At 73.2% G+C, this 16,402-nt stretch carries 9 protein-coding genes and 1 pseudogene; 3 read left to right on the top strand and 7 right to left on the bottom strand.

Features of this window, described 5'->3' with window-relative positions:
• Positions 1–308 precede the first annotated feature (308 nt).
• Together ACFYX3_RS19260 and ACFYX3_RS19255 are read right to left on the bottom strand one after the other, a co-directional pair.
• Positions 309–1,820 (bottom strand): annotated as a pseudogene (locus ACFYX3_RS19260) (agmatine deiminase family protein).
• Positions 1,730–2,122: an enoyl-CoA hydratase-related protein gene (locus tag ACFYX3_RS19255; RefSeq protein WP_389014685.1), complete on the bottom strand. Its 393-nt coding sequence runs from the start codon at positions 2,120–2,122 to the stop codon at positions 1,730–1,732. The pseudogene ACFYX3_RS19260 and the gene ACFYX3_RS19255 overlap by 91 nt, the downstream one beginning before the upstream one ends.
• Positions 2,123–2,522: 400 nt before the next feature.
• Between ACFYX3_RS19255 and ACFYX3_RS19250 the strand changes: the two genes are divergently transcribed.
• The 3 genes from ACFYX3_RS19250 to ACFYX3_RS19240 are packed head-to-tail and all read left to right on the top strand — an operon-like array spanning position 2,523 to position 5,933.
• Positions 2,523–3,194 carry a PQQ-binding-like beta-propeller repeat protein gene (locus ACFYX3_RS19250; protein WP_389014682.1) on the top strand — a complete coding sequence of 224 codons (672 nt, stop codon included), beginning with the start codon at positions 2,523–2,525 and terminating at the stop codon, positions 3,192–3,194.
• Between the two features lie 42 nt (positions 3,195–3,236).
• Positions 3,237–5,666 carry a WD40/YVTN/BNR-like repeat-containing protein gene (locus ACFYX3_RS19245; protein ID WP_389014679.1) on the top strand — a complete coding sequence of 810 codons (2,430 nt, stop codon included), beginning with the start codon at positions 3,237–3,239 and terminating at the stop codon, positions 5,664–5,666.
• A 27-nt stretch (positions 5,667–5,693) separates the two neighbouring features.
• Entirely contained in the window at positions 5,694–5,933 is a 240-nt protein-coding gene (locus ACFYX3_RS19240) for an ABC transporter permease (protein WP_376583026.1), read from the top strand.
• Between the two features lie 85 nt (positions 5,934–6,018).
• On the opposite strand, the gene ACFYX3_RS19235 is transcribed toward ACFYX3_RS19240, so the two are convergent.
• From ACFYX3_RS19235 to ACFYX3_RS19215, 5 genes are all read right to left on the bottom strand, one after another.
• A complete protein-coding gene (locus tag ACFYX3_RS19235; protein WP_389014676.1) occupies positions 6,019–7,248 on the bottom strand; it encodes a cytochrome P450 in 1,230 nt (409 codons plus the stop codon).
• Entirely contained in the window at positions 7,245–8,726 is a 1,482-nt protein-coding gene (locus ACFYX3_RS19230) for an acyl-CoA reductase (RefSeq protein ID WP_389014673.1), read from the bottom strand. Before ACFYX3_RS19230 ends, ACFYX3_RS19235 begins: the two co-directional genes overlap by 4 nt.
• Positions 8,727–8,752: 26 nt before the next feature.
• Positions 8,753–10,168 carry a hypothetical protein gene (locus ACFYX3_RS19225; RefSeq protein WP_389014670.1) on the bottom strand — a complete coding sequence of 472 codons (1,416 nt, stop codon included), beginning with the start codon at positions 10,166–10,168 and terminating at the stop codon, positions 8,753–8,755.
• A gap of 15 nt (positions 10,169–10,183) precedes the next feature.
• Complete coding sequence (locus tag ACFYX3_RS19220) at positions 10,184–15,421, bottom strand: type I polyketide synthase (RefSeq protein WP_389014667.1); 5,238 nt, start codon at positions 15,419–15,421, stop codon at positions 10,184–10,186.
• 125 nt (positions 15,422–15,546) lie between these two features.
• A complete protein-coding gene (locus ACFYX3_RS19215) occupies positions 15,547–16,146 on the bottom strand; it encodes an EF-hand domain-containing protein (protein ID WP_382652662.1) in 600 nt (199 codons plus the stop codon).
• Positions 16,147–16,402 lie beyond the last annotated feature (256 nt).

Here is a 16,402-nt window from a genome sequence, read left to right as displayed (position 1 = left end):
GCCTGCTGCCCGATGCTCGGCCGGCGACGCGGATGAGCTTCCGGTTCGCGAACTCGTCGACACCGTAGCGGCCGAGCTCCCGACCGGAGCCGGATGCCTTGACGCCGCCGAACGGCAGTCCGGGCTCCTCGGTGGCCACCACGTCGACGGCCTGCGTTGCCACGACCACCGGGTCCCGACGCGGGACGGCCACTCGACCGGCTCCGGTCTCTGTGCCCTCTTCGCCGACGCGACCGCGTCGGCGAAGAGGGCACAGCGGCGTCACGGTGCCAGGTCGGTCACCGCCCACGTCGCGTCGTGACTGCGGGTCAGACCGCTGCAGGGACGACGGGCTGGGACTGGGTGGCGCAGTGGATGCCGCCGCCCCCGCCGGCGATGTTGTCGATCCTGACCTGGACGATGGTCCGGCCGGGGTACGCGGCCCGCAGGATGTCGTAGGCCACACCGTCGGCGTAGCTGTCGCCGAACTGGGGGACGAGAACCGCGCCGTTCACGGTCTAGTAGTTGGTGTAGCTGGACAGGAAGTCCGTTCCTCTTCCTCGGATGTACCGCCGGTCGGGTCCAGGCAGTTCGGTGATGTCCGGTCGGCGCCCCCGGGCGTCGGTGGCGCTCTGCAGGACCTTCTTGGTCTCGTTGTAGACGGCGACCCACTTGCTGCTGGTGCCGGGGCCGGGCTGGTCGAGGATCACCTTTCCGGGCGCGACGAAACGTGCCAGACAGTCGATGTGGCAGTCCGTGATGTCCTGCCCGGCCAGACCGGGGACCCAGATGACCTTGTCGACGCCGAGGGCCCACTTCATCGACTGCTCCACCTGGTCCTGGGTCATGCCCGGGTTCCGGTTGCTGTTCACCATGGAGCTGACCGTCGCCATCAGGGTGCCCTGACCGTCGGTCTCCAGCGAACCGCCCTCTCCGACGAACGGAGCCTGGATCCTGTTGACCCCGTACCGGCCCAGCAGTGCCGTGGCCGCCACGGCGTCGTTGGCGTAGGGCTGGTAGTAGCTCGTGCCGGTCTTGCCCCATCCGTTGAAGTTGGTGTCGACACCGGCGATGGCGCCAGGCGCGACGACGAACGTGGGGCCGAAGTCACGGATCCAGAGGTCGTCGTTGGCCATCTCGACGACTTCGATGCCGTGGTACGCGCCGGAGCCGCAGACGTACCGGGCATCGGCGGCCTGCGAGGGGCGCGCCAGGACGACGACCGGCTCGAACCGGGAGATGGCGTAGGCCACGCGTGCGATGTCGTTGCGGACGCCGTCGAGCTGTGTGGACCAGACCGACGAAAGCGCCGGCCAGGCCATGAAGGTACGGACGTGAGGGTCGGTCTCCGCGGGGATCCGCAGCGTGGCGCCCGATCCGGCGGTGGCCGCGACGGCGGTCGTGGGCAGTGCGGACCCGAGGGCGGCGAGGCGCGACGCGCGACCGGCCGAGAGTCCAGCGATCCGCCGACTCGCGAGCCTTTTCGACGAGTCGGCCGGGTTCGTGGACCTCGGTCGCGAGGCCTGCCGCAGCCGCCCCCCGGCGTCGAGGATCTCGGCCGAGTACAGCAGGTCCAGTGCCTTGGGCAGGCCGACCAGACGCGGCAGGAACCGGGTGGAGACGGCCTCGGGTGTGATGCCCAGGCGGCCGAGGACGAGGCCGAAGCGAGCGTCGTCGGACATCAGCCGGGCGTCCATCGCCAGGGTCATGGTGGCGCCGATCCCGACGGCGGCACCGTTGATCGCGGCGATCACGGGCTTGCGGCAGGCGTGCACGGCGAGCGTGACCCTGCCGCCGGTGTCCCGGACCCGGCTGATGTCGGGGTCGGACAGGTCACGCATGTCGGCGAGTGCGGGCGTGCGCGACTCGTCGAGCCGAACACGTTGCCCTCGGAGCTGAGGTTCATGCCGGCGCAGAAGGCCTTGCCCGCACCGGTGACGACGACGGCGCGTACGTCGTCGTTCTCGTTGGCCTCGGAGAAGGTCCGCTCGAGTTCCCCGGCCTTGGTCGGAGTGAAGGCGTTGAGGCGGTCGGGCCGGTCGAGGGTGACGGTGAGGATGCCGTCGTCGACGCGGTGGCGGAGGGTGGTCCATGCCATGAGGTCGTGCTGCTGTTCCTGTTCCTCGGCCGGGGCGGTGATCATCCGCGGAGGTCGGCGAGCCTGCCCAAGGGCCTCCACCGGCGGGGCCGGACCGCCCGAGGCGCAATCCGCCGCTTCGCGGCGATGTCGGCGGGTCGAACGGGGTCGTGTCCTCCCGGTTCAGCAGGGCCCGATGCGTCGTCGGCGATCCGGCGAAAACGGTGACACGTTCGCGCTGTGGGAGTTCCAGGGCCGACGCCGAGCGACCCTCACTCCTGGGGGTCAAGGGATGCAGGTTCACATCCTGCCGTCCCGAGACGGTGCTCTCGCGGTTGCTGCTCGCCCTGCAGACGGGGAAAATGGTGATTGAGCTCCGGCTCGTCGCCGGGGCGTGGCCGGTGGAACTGTCCCACCGCGCCGAGAGTCGGTGATCGGGGGCCGGATGCCCAGGATCCCCCGCGGCGTGGCCGACGCGTCTGCCGGACGGGCCGTGGTACGCGACCGCCAGGGCACACTCATCGCACTGGATCTGGAGACCGGCGCGGTGTTGTGGCGTCAGGGACGCGACCTTCGGCCCTGCGCGCTGGTGGCCGGGACCGTGGTGGCTCTGCGCGTCGGTTCCCTCGTCCGTGTCGAGCAGCTCGACACGGACGAAGGAACCGAACGCTGGACGTCGCCCCCTGTCGATCTGCCGGTGTGGGCGCGCCCGGCGCTGCACGACTCGCCCGAGTTCGGCGTGGACACGGACGGGGACCAGGACCCGGTCGTGATCCGGTGGACCGCCCGGGCCCTGTACCGGGGCGGAGCGCCACCAGGTCCCGACGTGGCGGGGAGTCAGCCCCGCACGGCGCACGGCGCCCTGCGGATCGGTGTGGCGAGTCCGTCGATTGAGCCGCAGGCCTGGACGGCGACCGAGGCGGAGGCGGAGGTCCCGCCCCCGCACCCGCCGCTCGCCGCCGACGTCCTGGAATACGGGCAGGTCGGCGACCTCCGGATGGAGCTGACCGTGGGCCCCGGCTCCGGCGGCGAGGACGCCGTCGTACTGCGGGCGGTGGACACCCGTACCGCTTCGGCCGTCTGGGAGGTGGTGCTCGACGAGACGGCCGAGAGCCGTCCCCGCAAACTCAGACCGTAGCCATGCCGAGCATGGATCCCCTCACATCAGAGGCGGCGCATCATGACCATCTCGGACGAACAACTCGCTCAAGCCAAGGACATCAGCGTCGAGCAGGTGCAACTGCTCCGCAGGAGCCGGGGGGCCACGAACGAGACACTCGACGGCCTGCCCGTCACGGCGGTGCGACGGGCACTGCGCCGCCTCGACTACCCCGACCTGCCCCATGCACGCGTACTGTTCCGCCTCGAACAGGAACGCGGCGACGACGGTACGGTGCCGCCGCACGCCCAGGGGGCGGCACGGGCCCGGATGCGCTCCCTGCTGCGGAGCACCGCCCCGGCTCCCGAGACGGCCGGCGTACCGACCGGTCATCTCCGCGGCGCCCGCGCGGACAGGCCGGCGCCGACGGCGGGGATGGCCCTCACCCGCTGGGAGTGGCTCGGCCCCGGGAACATCGGCGGCCGCACCCGAGCGATCGTGGTCGACCCGGACCACCCGAACAAGATGTGGGCCGCGAGCGCCGGCGGCGGCGTGTGGATCACCCGCAACGGCGGCGCGAAGTGGGCGCCCGTGGACGACTTCCTCGGCAACCTCGCCTGCGCGTGCATGGCGATGGACCCCTCGGATCCGTCGACGGTCTACGTGGGCACCGGCGAGGGCTTCTCGAACGTCGACGCCCTCCGCGGCAGCGGCATCTTCCGCACCACCGACGCGACCACGTGGACACCCCTGCCGGCCACGCAGACCGAGGACTTCCGCGCCGTGAACCGGATCGCGGTCTCCGCATCGGGTGCGGTGGTCCTCGCGGCCACCGACACCGGACTGTTCCGCAGCTCCGATCCTGCGCGGGCGACGTGGACCCGGGTCCTGGACATCCCGCCCGGGCAGGTCGTGTTCGACCCGAGCGACGACAAGAAGGCGGTCGCCGGCTCACTCGACGCGGGTGAGGCCTGGTTCAGCGCCGACGGCGGGCTCACCTGGCAGGCCGCGACGCACGGCCCGTGGTCGGGCCGGGTCGAACTCGCCTACGCGGTGAAGGACCCGACGATCGTGTACGCCTCGGTGCAGGCGCAGACCGGCCGCATCTTCCGGTCCACCGACGGCGGCAGGACGTACAAGAGCAGGCAGACCCGGGACCCGAGCGGCCAGGTGGCCGACTACCTGGGCGACCAGGGCTGGTACAGCAACGCGATCTGGGCCGGGGACCCGACGAACGCGGACCTGCTGGTCACCGGTGGCGTCAATCTGTGGCGCAGTACGGACGGAGGCGACCATCTCGCCGAGATCAGCACCTGGTGGGACCCGGCCTCGGCGCACGCCGACCACCACGCCATCGTCTCGCACCCCTCCTACGACGGGACGCACAACAGGACGGTGTTCTTCGGCAACGACGGCGGCGTGTTCAAGGCCGCGGACCTCGCCGTGGTGGGGACGGAGCCGAAGGCGCCGTTCGTCGACGGCTGGACCGAACTGGACAACAACTACGGCGTCACGCAGTTCTTCGGCGGATCCGGCAACACCGTCAGCGGAAAGATCATCGGTGGTGCACAGGACAACGGCACGCTCGTCTTCGACCCCGCGGCGGGGACCGAGGGCTGGGCGGAGTTCCAGGGCGGTGACGGCGGCTGGTGCGCCTGCGACCCGACCGACCCCGACGTCCTCTACGGCGAGTACGTCTTCCTGAACATCCACCGGAACGACGACGGCGGCGCCACCGACGATCCGGACCGGTACATCAGCGGCCAGTTCTGGAACCCCGCGATTCCGGGCTGGGACTGGAAACCGGTGCCGTTCCGGATCCCCGACGCCAAGAACCAGCGGGCACTCTTCATCGCACCGTTCGTCATGGATCCGGGCAACCCGCAGCGGCTCCTCGCCGGCGGCCTCTCGCTGTGGCGGACGAACAACGCGAAGGCGCCGAACACGCCGACCTCGGGCCCCAGCTGGACGTCGATCAAGCCCAGCGCGGGCTCGCCCATCAGCGCCCTCGCCGTCGCCCCGACCGACTCCGACATCGTCTGGGTGGGCCACCGCAACGGCATGCTCTTCCACACCACCAACGGCACGGCGACGACCCCGACCTGGGAGCGCGTCGGAGTGATCGGCCCGAGTCCGCTGGGGCCCCAGCGGTACTGCACGTGCATCACCGCCCACCCGGCGGACGTGAAGAGCGCCTACGTCGCCTTCGGAGGGTTCGAGGCCGGCAACCTGTGGGTGACGAACGACGGGGGCGCGGAGTGGACGGACCTCTCCCCGACGCTGCCCGCCGCCCCCGTACGGGCGCTCGCCGTGCATCCGCGGCGCCATGAGTTCCTGTACTGCGGCACCGAGGTCGGCCTGTTCGCGAGCGAGGACGAGGGGACGACCTGGTCGCCGACGAACGAGGGCCCGGCCAACTGCTCGGTCGACGACCTGTTCTGGATGGACGAGACCCTGGTCTGTGTGACCCACGGCCGCGGCATGTTCCGGATCGACCTCTCTTCGGTCTGACGGTCTCCGATGGTGAAGGTGAGCACGATGATGCGCAACGTACGCCTGCGGGGCCGGATCGAAGCGATCGCGGCCTCCCTCAGTGGACTGTTGTTCCTCCTGACCCTGGTCTGGCCCACCTGGATCGAGGAGGTCTTCGGAGTCGACCCCGACCAGCACAGCGGGGCCCTGGAATGGGTGATCGTCGGGGTCGCCCTCTGCGCCACGATCACGTTCTCGCTGCTCGCGCGCGCCGAGTTCCGCAGGGCACGCGCCGTGCGGACCTGAGACGGGCCGCATGCCGGTGGAGCCGAGCCAGGGCCTGTGACAGCAGGCCCTGGCCCTCCGGCTCCGTCGGTCGTACGGAGACGGGTCAGGCGAAGCGTACGGGCAGCCGGTCGAGGCAGATGTGCCGGCCGTTCTCGAAGTAGCGGGTCGGGTTCTCGGTGAGGGTGAACTCCGGGTGCCGGAGGAGTTCGTGCAGCACCTGGGCGAACTCCGCCCGGGCGAGGTGGGCGCCGAGGCAGAAGTGGATGCCGTGGCCGAAGGTGAGATGCCGGTTGATGCCGCGGTCCAGACGGAAGGCGTCCGGGTCGGGGAAGACCTCCGGGTCGCGGTTGGCCGCACCGGTCAGCAGCACCACCCTGGCGCCGGCCGGGATCTCCGTGCCGCTCACGACGACCGGCCGGGTGGTGACGCGGGTGCCGTGGTCGACGGGCGTCCACAGCCGCAGCGCCTCCTCCACGGCGGCCGGGACCAGGCCGGGGTCCCGTCTGAGCGCCGACTGGAGTTCGGGCTGCCGGCCGAGCTGCCACAGCAGGTGCGCCAGGGTGTTCATCGAGGTCTCGTGGCCGGCGATCGCGTACGCGACGAGCATCACGTGCAGCTCCTCGCGTGTGGCGGGCCGCCCGTCGAACGGCAGGCGTACGAGGGTGCTGAGGTAGTCGTCGCCGGGCTGTTCCCGGGCCCGGCGGATCTCGCCGTCGAACAGCGCGGCGAACGCCGGCCAGAAGCCTCCGGGCCCGTCGTCCTTGGGCATGCGTGCCCAGGTGTTGCTCGTGAGCTCCCGGATGCTGTGCTGGGCGTGCTCGGTGAAGCCGACGGCGAGCCCCACCACGGCCAGCGGCAGCGGCACGGCCAGCTCGGCGACCAGGTCTCCGTGGCCGCGTTCGGCGATCGGGGTGACGTGCGCGCGGATCAGGTCCGCCAGCGCACCGTGCAGTTCGCGGACGCGGGACAGCTGGAACGGCGGCTTCATCGCGGCACGGAATCGGTTCTGCTCGGGCGGGTCGTACTCCAGCGGCGCGAAGCGGGGCGTGCCGGCGGCGCGGGGGAAGAAGACGCCGGACGCGGAGCTGAAGGTCTCGTGGTCGGCCAGCGCGGCCCGTACGTCCCGGTAACGGGAGACGATCCAGGTGCCGCCATGGGCGTGGGAGTGGGCGACCGGTGTGGCGGTGCGGATCGCCCGGTGCACGTCCACGGCGAGGTCGGGGGTCAGATGCGGGTCGTGGGCGTCGAAGTCGGCGGTGAGGCGGGCCAGGTGGGGGCAGCCGGGGCCGGGGAAGGAGGAGGCGTCGTGGGTGGCCGGTGCGGTCTGTGTCATCGTCGCCCTCCGGACGCCGCGGTGGGGTCGTGGGACTCGTCGGTGATCCAGCGGACCATGCGGCGCAGCGGTTCGGTCGCGTCCTGGGGAAGGTCGGGGCGGTAGTCGGTCGCCCGGCCGAGAGGCACCAGGCGTTGCACGCCGTGGAAGGGCGCCAGATCGCGCAACTGCTCCTTGAGGACGTCCGGGTAGACCCCGAGGGTCTGCGTGGAGGCGTCCATCCCGGAGAGCGCCTGCCCGGTGTCGTCCACCGGGATCACGTTGGCGACACGCCCGGACAGCGCGGTGTGGAAGGAGACGGGGTCCGGAGTACGGGAGAGGACCACGGCCCCTTCGTCGGCCCTGCCGCCGATCACCCGGTACCAGTCGCCGCCGGTCGCGCGCAGGGCACGCAGATGCTCGCGCAGGGCGGGGTCGAAGTGCCGGGCCGGAGTGCTGCGGTGGGCGGGCAGCGCCTGGATCTCGGCGTGCAGCAGTTCCGCCCACTCCTCGGCCCGCCGCAGTCCCCCCGCGTCGGTTCCGGTCACCACGTGCACGACGCGGGCGTTGAAGCAGGCCAGTTGGTTCAGCTCGCCGACGTCGGCGGCGGCCAGCTTCGCACTGTGGGCCATGGCGGCGGCGTCGGTGAAGCCCTCCGGGCCGATCACCGTGCCGCTGGCCTTGGGGTCGAGGGCGACGATCTCGAGACCGGGACGGACGTAGCGGGTGATGTGCCGCATCGCGGCCATGCCGCCCCAGGCGATGATCTTGTCCAGGTTGCGCGGCTGGTAGAGCGTCTGCTCGACCGTCTCGTCACCGCCCTTCCAATAGGCCACCGCCAGGTGCCGGGTCAGCGGGTGGTCCGGTGCCGCATCGGCCAGCGTGCGGGCGATCGCGACCGCCGTGAGGGGGTCGTTGGACGGTGTCTTGACGATCGCGTCGGAGCGGGTGAGCGCGTTCCGGATGACGGTGAGCGCGGCGATCATCGGGTGGTTGCCCGCGATGACGTGCACCGTCCGCGCCCCGACGGCGCGGACCGCTGCGCCGCGTCCGTCGCGGCCGGGCACGGGGACCCAGCCGTCGAGGAACCGCGTGCCGACGGTGTGCTCCGCCACGTCGTGCAGCGCCTCGCGGGTGAACAGCGCCGGCAGGCCCTCGTACGCGGCGCGCAGCACCGGTTCGGTCATGTCGGACCAGGCGGCCGCGGTGCGCAGCGCCTCGCGCAGCAGCGGATTGGCCTCCAGCGTCAGGAGGGGGCCGAGCGCCGTGAGCAGGTCGATGATCTCGGCGGTGCTCAGGCCGTGCAGCTCCCGCAGGGCGCTCGGGTCACGCAGCGGCAGACGGGGCAGGAGAGCGGCCGGGTCGGGGGCGTGGAAGGCGGGGCGACCGGGACGGCCTCCGAAGGGGACGAGCCGGTCGGTCACGGTTGTTCCCCGCACGTACGCCGGCACGGTCAGGGAACCGGCGGCGGTGTCGGGCGGAAGCGTGGGCGCGGTCATGGGGTGATTCCTTGGGGTCGACAGGGTCACAGGGCGGCGTCGGCGAGGTATTCGAGGGCGTCGTCCAGCGCCTCCGGAGTGGCCGCGCACGTGATCTTGTCGTCGTCCTCGAACCGGGAGATGCCGGGCTCCACCCGCGGTGTGGTGCGGCCGCAGGAGCAGGGGTCGTAGGACACCGCGACACGGTCGCCGGTGACGAAACCGCCCCAGTACACGTCCGCCGTGAGGTCGAAGAAGGCCGCCCTGCCGCGCACGGTGCCCTGCCGGGGGAGAGGGCGGCCGGTGTCCGGGTCGAGCACGTAGGGAACGATCCACGGTTCGACGTGGTAGGCGCCCGCCGGGCAGACCAGACTCAGCATGATCAGTTCCACCATGGCGTAGACCAGCCGTACGGACGGCACGCCGGCGAACCCGGCCACCTGGGCCGCCCAGTCGTCCGGCAGCACCGAGCCCTTGGTGCCCCCGCCGGGCATCAGGACGGAATCGGGGGCGAAGACGCCGTCGAGCCCCTGGTCCAGGCCCGCGCGGGCCCACTCGTAGTAGGTCTCCCACAGGCTGAGCGACACGACGCGTTCGCCGCGCAGCCGTTCGGCGAGGTCGGCGGTGAAGCGGCGCATGGCCTCGGGCGCCGAGCGGCGGCCGGCCAGGTAGCGGTCGCGCTGCTCCCGCAGTGCCGCCGGGATCTCCACCTGACCCGGCCGCCCGCCGGCCGCCTTGACCCGGGCGGCGAGCAGCATCAGGTCGGCGCTGAGGTGGCCGGGGTCGAGGGTGTGGAAGTGGTCGGGGCTGTGGCGGGAGAGCTGCTCGAACATCGCCGTGGCGTGCCGGGCGATGCCGCTGCGCCCGCTGCGGTACGAGGGCCAGACGACGTGCACCGGTTCGTCCGCCGGGGTGCCCGCCGGCACGGTGTCGTGCCGCACGATCTCGTACAGCAGGCTGTACTGCTCCGCCGTGTGCGGCACGAAGGACATGGTGCCCGAGGTGCCCGAGGAATGGGCCAGGCGCAGCCGGGTGTGGTCGTCGATCAGGGTCAGCCAGGCGTCGACGCTGTCGCAGCCGGCGGTGTCGAGGCCGCCGAGGTCGACGGTGGTGAGCCGGGAGATCCAGCGGGTGAGCTGGTCGAACCGGCCCTGGGACAGCAGCGACGGAGGGTAGGACTTGTAGACGGTGTGGGGCAGGAGGAGCTGGGCCGCGTCGTCGAGCGCGCCGATGCCGTCCAGGTTCTGCTCGCGGGCGAGCGCGCCGACCACCGGCAGCCGGTCCACGAGTTCGGTGAAGCGCATGCGCAGCGCGGCGAGTTGGAGCGCGGCCAGGTCGGGTGCCGGCAGCCGGTGCATGGACGCGCGGTCACCGCCGAACCAGCGCAGCGGATCGTCGGCGAACTGCCGCACCTCGTGGTCGGGTCGGCGAGGAGACGGGGGGCGTACGGGGGTGGTGGTCATCGGTGGATCACTCCTTTATGCGAGCGGGGTCGTGGCGGTCGGCTCGGCCTGCTCCGCCGGTTCCGCGAGTTCCGTCAGGTACGTCGCGATGTCGGCGGCGGCGGGGCGGCTCCACAACAGCGTGGGCGGCAACGGGACCGCGAGACGGCGTTCGAGGTCGGTGCGGAAGGCGACGGTGCGCAGGGAGTCCAGACCCAGATCGGACAGGGCGTGGTGGGCTGCGATGCCGGCGGGCTCGCCGCCCAGGACGCGGGCGGCCGCACCGCGGACTTCCCGGAGCAGGACGTCGTACCGGCGCTGGGCGGGCAGCTTCCGCCACACCGGGTCGGGGGCGGTTTCACGTGCACGGCCCGCCGTGGGTGCGGTCCGTGCCCGCAGCTCGCGCAGGAGAGGTGGCGCCACCGGCGGGTTCGGGTCCTCACCGGGGCCCGGATCGGTCAGGCGGAACACGGCCAGCTCGCCGTGCCGGCCGGCATCGGCGCCGCCCCACGCCTCCAGGGCCTCCTCGGCGTCGAGGGCGTCCGTGCCCCGGGCCCGTAGCTCGGCGGTCACGGTGTCGGCCCCGGCGGCCATGCCGAGCCCGCGCCAACTCGTCCACGCCAGCGACAGCGTGTCGCGGTGCCCGCCGGCCCGGCGGTGCCTGGCGAGCCCGTCGAGGAAGGCGTTGGCCGCGGCGTACGGGCCCTGGCCCGGCAGGTGCAGCAGTTGGCCGGCGGACGAGTACAGGACGAAGAAGTCCACGCTGCCCGGCGGGAAGAGGCCGTGCAGGGCGAGTGCGCCGCTCGTCTTGGCGCGCAGCACGTGCTCCCACACGGGCGCGTCTGCGTCCGGCAGGAAGCCGCCGGCGGTGACGCCCGCCGCGTGCACGACCCCGCGGACCGGTGGCAGTCCGAGCGCGTCGGGGTCCAGAGCCCGGCGCAGGGCCTCCTCGTCGCACACGTCGGCGGCCACCACCCGTACCGTGACGCCCGCGTGCTCCAACGACCGTACGGCGGCGACGCGTTCGGCCTCCGCTCCCGGCGGCAGATCGTCCCAGTCCCGGCGCGCGGGCAGTCCCGTACGGCCGAGGAGGACCAACCGGCGTGCGCCACGCCCCGCGAGCCAGGCGGCGGTGCGCAGGCCGAGCGCGCCGAGCCCGCCGGTGACGAGGTAGGTCCCGTCCGGACGGCACCGCGGCCCTCCGTCCTGGACGGGCGGGGCCGGTACCAGGCGGCCGGCCCAGGCGGTGCCCGCCTCGACGGAGACGACGTCCTCGGCGCCGGTCCGGCCCAGCAGCCCGGTGAGCGCCGCCAGATCGTCCGGGCCGGGCGTGGCGGGCAGGTCGATCACTCCGCGGTACAGGTGGGGGAGCTCGCCGGCCAGCGCGCGGCCCAGGCCCCACAGGGCGCCCTGCGCCACCGCGCGTACGTCGTCGGCCGTCCCCGCGCCGCGGGTCACGACCCACAGGGCCGCCGGGGCGCTGTTCGCGGCGAGCGCCGTGGCGGTGCGTGCCAGGAGCCGGACGTGCTCGAGGGCGGCCCGGTCGGGGCCGAGGCCGCCGTCGTCGTGCGGCGGGGCGACCAGGACCACGTCGCCGGGTGCGGTGCGCAGTCCGTCGGGACCGTGCAGGTGCTCGGCGCCCAGGGCCCGGGCGAAGCCGGGTTCGGACCCGACCACCACGACGCGCCGCGGGGGCCGGGCGTCCGGCTGGGGCGGCAGGGGGCGGCGGGCGGTGACGAACACGGTGCCGCCGGTCGTGGCGGGGTCGGGCGCCGGGGAGGCGTAGCGCAGCCCGCGCATGCGGATGCGGGTCCGCCCTTCGGGGCCCACGAGGTCGAGGTCCACGGTGTCGTCCGTGCCGGACCGCAGCCGGATCACGAGCACGGCCTCCTCGGGCGCCTCGCCGGAGTCCGCCAGGCACAGCGTCGCCAGCGCGGCCGGCATCCGCAGACGCGGCGCACCGGGCAGACACACCGAGGCGGTGGAGAAGGCCGCGTCCAGGAGCGCGGCCCAGGTGCGGGGCCGTCCGGTCGGCGCGGTGACGATGGCGTACGCCGATTCCTCCGTGCGCACCAGTTCCTTGACCGTCCAGACGAACCCCATGGACGGCACGTCCAGCTCCGCGAGCCGGTCGGTCACCAGGGACGGATCCTCCACGACCGCCTCGGGGCCGGGGCCGGTGAGCGGCGGCAGCGCGTCATGGGCGCACGGGGTGGTGCGGGCGGTGGTGTGGGTGAGCCAGGCGCCGGTCTCGGCACCGTTCTCGCGTGTCTCTCGTGCGGCGAGGCGCGAGGACAGCCGCAGGGCGTCGGACTGCAGCGCGACCTGGACGTCACGGGGGACTCCCGCGGCGACCGGGACGGCGAGACGGACCCGGGTCAGACAGCCCGCCTCCGCGCCTCCGCCGGCCAGTGCGGTGGCGCGCGCGAGGGTGTGCACCAGGACGGCGGCCGGCACCACCTCGGTTCCCGCCACGGGATGGTCGCCCGGGTAGGGGCGGCCCGCCATGTCCAGACGGGTCTGCCACAGGTGCAGCGGGTCGGGCCCGGGCCCGGTGGTGTGCTCGCCGAGCAGGGTGTGACCGGCCGGGTCGTGACCGGCACCGGACGAGCCGCCCGTCTCGGAGGGCGCCGCCCAGTGCCGTGTCTGCTGCCAGGCGGTGGCCGGCAGGTCGGTGAGGCCGCCTTCCCCGTGGTGCGCCGTCCAGTCGAGCTCGACGCCCGCGCCGTACAGCGCCGCCGCGTTGGCGAGGAGCGTGGCCCGCTCACGGCTGTCGCGGCGCAGGGTGTGCGCGACGACCGGACCCGGGCGACCCGGGGTGCGCGCGCCCGACAGGGTCTCGGCGACCGAGTGCGCGACCACCGGGTGGGTGGACACCTCGACGAAGGCGTGGTGCCCGTCCTGCCACGCCGCTTCCACAGCGGCCCGCAGTCGCACGGGAGCGCGCAGGTTGGTGGCCCAGTAGGCGCCGTCGCGGGGAGCGTCGTCGCGCGGTCGCGCGAGCGCGGTGGTGTACAGCGGCAGCCGTGGCGGACGGATGGTCAGGTTCGCGCAGGCGGTTTCGAGCGGCGCGGTCAGTGGGTCGAGCAGGGGGGTGTGGAAGGCCGTGTCGCTGGCCACCGGCCGGGTGGACGTCCCCTGCCCGGCCCAGGCGGCGGTCAGCCGGGCCAGCGCGTCCGCCCGGCCCGACAGCACGCAGCTGGTGGGCGAGGCGTCGATCGCCGCCCACACGTCCGTCACCCCCTCGGTCGCGAGGCGCCGCTCGGCGTCCTGGAAGGACAGGGGTACGAGGGCCATGGCGCCGTCTCCCGCGGCCCGCTGTACGAGGGCGGCGCGTCGGCACGCCAGCCGGGCGGCGTCCGCCTCGTCCAGCACTCCCGCGACGGCCGCGGCGGCGATCTCGCCGACGGAGTGTCCGATCACCGCCGCCGGCCGGAACCCGTAGGAGTGCCACACGGCCGCGAGGCCGAGCTGCACCGCGACGGTGAGGGCCTGAACGCGCCCCGTGTCGCCGAGGTCGGCCGCGTCGAGTGCCTCCCGCGGTGAGAACCCGGCCTCGGTACGGAAGACGTCGTCGAGCCGGTCCAGTACGGCGGCGAAGGCGGGTTCTTCCGCGAGCAGGGTCCGTCCCATGCCGGGCCATTGCGCGCCGTGCCCGGAGAAGACCCAGACCGCGTCCCCGAGCGGTCGGACAGCGGGCAGCTCCTGCTCGTCCTTGCGGGCCAGGTCGCGCAAGGAGACGGACAGTTCGTCGAAGGTGTCGGCGGTCACGGCGGCCCGGTGCGCGAGGGGCGAGCGGTGCACGGCGAGCGTACGGCCGACATCCGCCAGGGCGAGCTCCGGGTGGGCGGCCGCGTGTCCGGCCAGCCGTTCGGCGTTGGCGCGCAGGTGGCCCGCCGACGCGCCGGAGAGCGGGAACAGGCCGCGGGCGGGCCGGTCGGCCGCCCGACCGGACGGGGCGGGAGGCTGTTCCAGGATCAGGTGGGCGAGGGTGCCGCCGTAGCCGTAGCTGGACACGCCGGCCAGTCGCCGGGGACCTCGGGTCGGCCAGGGGCGTTCCTCGGTGACCAGACGCAGCCCCGCGTCGGCCCACGGAATCGCCGGGCTCGGGCCGGCGACGCCGGGTGTCGCCGGCAGTCGCCCGTGGCCCAGGGCCAGGACGCAGGTGAGCAGGCCGGCGGCGCCGGAGGCCGCCTCCAGGTGGCCGATGAGCCCCTTCACCGACCCGATGAGGAGTGGATCGTCGGCCTCGCGCACCACGCCGTAGGCCGCGGCCAGCGCTTCGGCCTCCACCGGGTCGCCCGCGCGGGTACCGGTGCCGTGCGCCTCGACGTAGTCGAGGTCGCCGGGCGCGATCCCGGCCGCCCGGCACGCGGCCCGCAGAACCGCCTCCTGAGCGCGGGCGCTCGGAGCCATGATGCCGGGAGTACGGCCGTCCTGGCCGACGGCGCTGCCGCGGATCACGGCGAGCACGCGGTCGCCGTCGCGGCGGGCGTCGGAGAGCGTCTTGAGCACGGCGACGACGCATCCCTCACCGCGCCCGTACCCGTCCGCCGCCGCGTCGAAGGGCTTGCTGCGACCGTCGGGGGAGGTCGCTCCGGCCCGGGCCAGGGTGACGGCGAGGCCGGGGCCGGCCATCAGCATCACGCCTCCGGCCAGCGCGATCCGGCACTCGCGGGCGCGCAGCGCCTGGCAGGCGGTGTGCACGGCCACGAGGGAGGAGGAGCAGGCGGTGTCGATGACGGCACTCGGGCCGCGCAGGTCCAGTGCGTGCGAGATGCGGTTGGCCGCGCCGCACGGCGACGCGCCGATCCCGCTCCACGCCTGGATGCCGGGCAGGTCCTCGAGGACCCGGCGTCCGTAGTCGTCGGCCCCGATGCCCACGTAGACGCCGGTGTCCGACCCCGCCAGGCCGCGGGCCGGGACCCCCGCGTGCTCCAGCGCCTCCCAGGCCACCTCCAGGGCCATGCGGTGCTGCGGGTCCATCATCGCGGCCTCGTCGGCCGGGATGCCGAAGAAGCCCGCGTCGAAGCCGGCTATGTCGTCCCGGTACGCGCCGCGGGAGGGCGTGCCGGCCAGGACGCGTCGGGCGGCGGCGCCGCCCCGTGCGACCGCCTCGGCCCACCGGTCGGCGGGTAGGTCCCCCACGACGGGTTCACCGTTCGACAGCCGCTCCCACAACTGTTCCGGGGAGTCGATGCCGCCCGGAAGGCGGCAAGCGATGCCGATCACCGCGATGGGTTCACGTTCGGGGCTTGCCGGGATACTGGGCATGCGGCGGGACTCTCCTCGGGTGGTGTGGACGGCCTGCTTCGGTGCCCCGTGCGGCTCGGGGCATGCGGCGGACTGGCCGGCCGCACCGAGGGTGGTGCGACCGGCCAGTGATCGGACGGGGGGCGTCAGAGCTTGACGCGCGTGCCGTCCCAGATCTCCTTCTGCCAGATGTCACCGAACAGCCAGTTGCCCGGGGCGTCCGGGTCCGGGCTGGTGTAGTACTCCTTCCAGGCGACCAGCAGCTCGTCGACGGAGAGGCTTCCGTCACCGTTGCGGTCGAGCTTCGCGAAGGCGATGCGGCTGTTCTCCTCGGAGGTGCCGAACGCCTTCTGGAAGTTGGCGAACTCCGGGGCGTCCACGCTGCCGTCGTCGTCCTGGTCGCAGATCGCCCACAGCGCCTCGGCCAGCGGCCGGAAGCCCGCGGTGAAGCCCGCCTCGTCCTCGGCGAAGGCGCGGCGCAGCCCCGTCCGCCACTCCTCCGGAGTGACCTGGCCGTCCTTGTTCAGGTCGGTGGCGGCGCTGACGTGCTGCCAGAACAGCCCGAACGCCTTGAAGAGATCCTGCGCCTTGTCGGAGCCGAACGGCTCGCCGATGTACGCCACGATCCGGGCCGCCAGGGCCAGGGCGTCGGCACTTTCGAGGACACCGTCGCCGTTCTGGTCGCCGTGTCCGAAGCACACGTCGAGCTTGCGGTCGAGCAGCTGGTCAACCTCGTGCGGACTCATTTGTGGACCTTCCTGTGTCGAGGCGCAGGGAATTCCGGGCCGGAAAGCGGACCCGGACGCGCCCTTAAGAAAATAGGCGACACGGAAGAGGCGGAAAGCAATTAAAGGAGAGCGCCCCCTGTTTTGGCTTTAACGCATGCCTGACCAGTGCATCCGTTCCTCGCAGTGGGCGGAGTGGATCATCGACCGGTCGCTGCGCACGCCCAGGAGGTCACGAGTGATCAAGGAGAAAGGGAAGCGGTCGGGAAACCCGCTG

It is taken from the genome of Streptomyces sp. NPDC002463 (assembly GCF_042889835.1).
GTDB lineage: Bacteria > Actinomycetota > Actinomycetes > Streptomycetales > Streptomycetaceae > Streptomyces > Streptomyces nymphaeiformis.
The sequence above is the reverse complement of the archived record's forward strand: the minus strand, read 5'-3'. Positions and strand labels throughout refer to the sequence as shown.

Bases quoted from the DNA above. Each gene is read 5' to 3' on its own strand.
- ACFYX3_RS19255 (WP_389014685.1), bottom strand. From the start codon at position 2,122: ATGATCACCGCCCCGGCCGAGGAACAGGAACAGCAGCACGACCTCATG.
- ACFYX3_RS19245 (WP_389014679.1), top strand. From the start codon at position 3,237: ATGACCATCTCGGACGAACAACTCGCTCAAGCCAAGGACATCAGCGTC.
- ACFYX3_RS19240 (WP_376583026.1), top strand. From the start codon at position 5,694: ATGATGCGCAACGTACGCCTGCGGGGCCGGATCGAAGCGATCGCGGCC.
- ACFYX3_RS19235 (WP_389014676.1), bottom strand. From the start codon at position 7,248: ATGACACAGACCGCACCGGCCACCCACGACGCCTCCTCCTTCCCCGGC.
- ACFYX3_RS19230 (WP_389014673.1), bottom strand. From the start codon at position 8,726: ATGACCGCGCCCACGCTTCCGCCCGACACCGCCGCCGGTTCCCTGACC.
- ACFYX3_RS19225 (WP_389014670.1), bottom strand. From the start codon at position 10,168: ATGACCACCACCCCCGTACGCCCCCCGTCTCCTCGCCGACCCGACCAC.
- ACFYX3_RS19220 (WP_389014667.1), bottom strand. From the start codon at position 15,421: ATGCCCAGTATCCCGGCAAGCCCCGAACGTGAACCCATCGCGGTGATC.
- ACFYX3_RS19215 (WP_382652662.1), bottom strand. From the start codon at position 16,146: ATGAGTCCGCACGAGGTTGACCAGCTGCTCGACCGCAAGCTCGACGTG.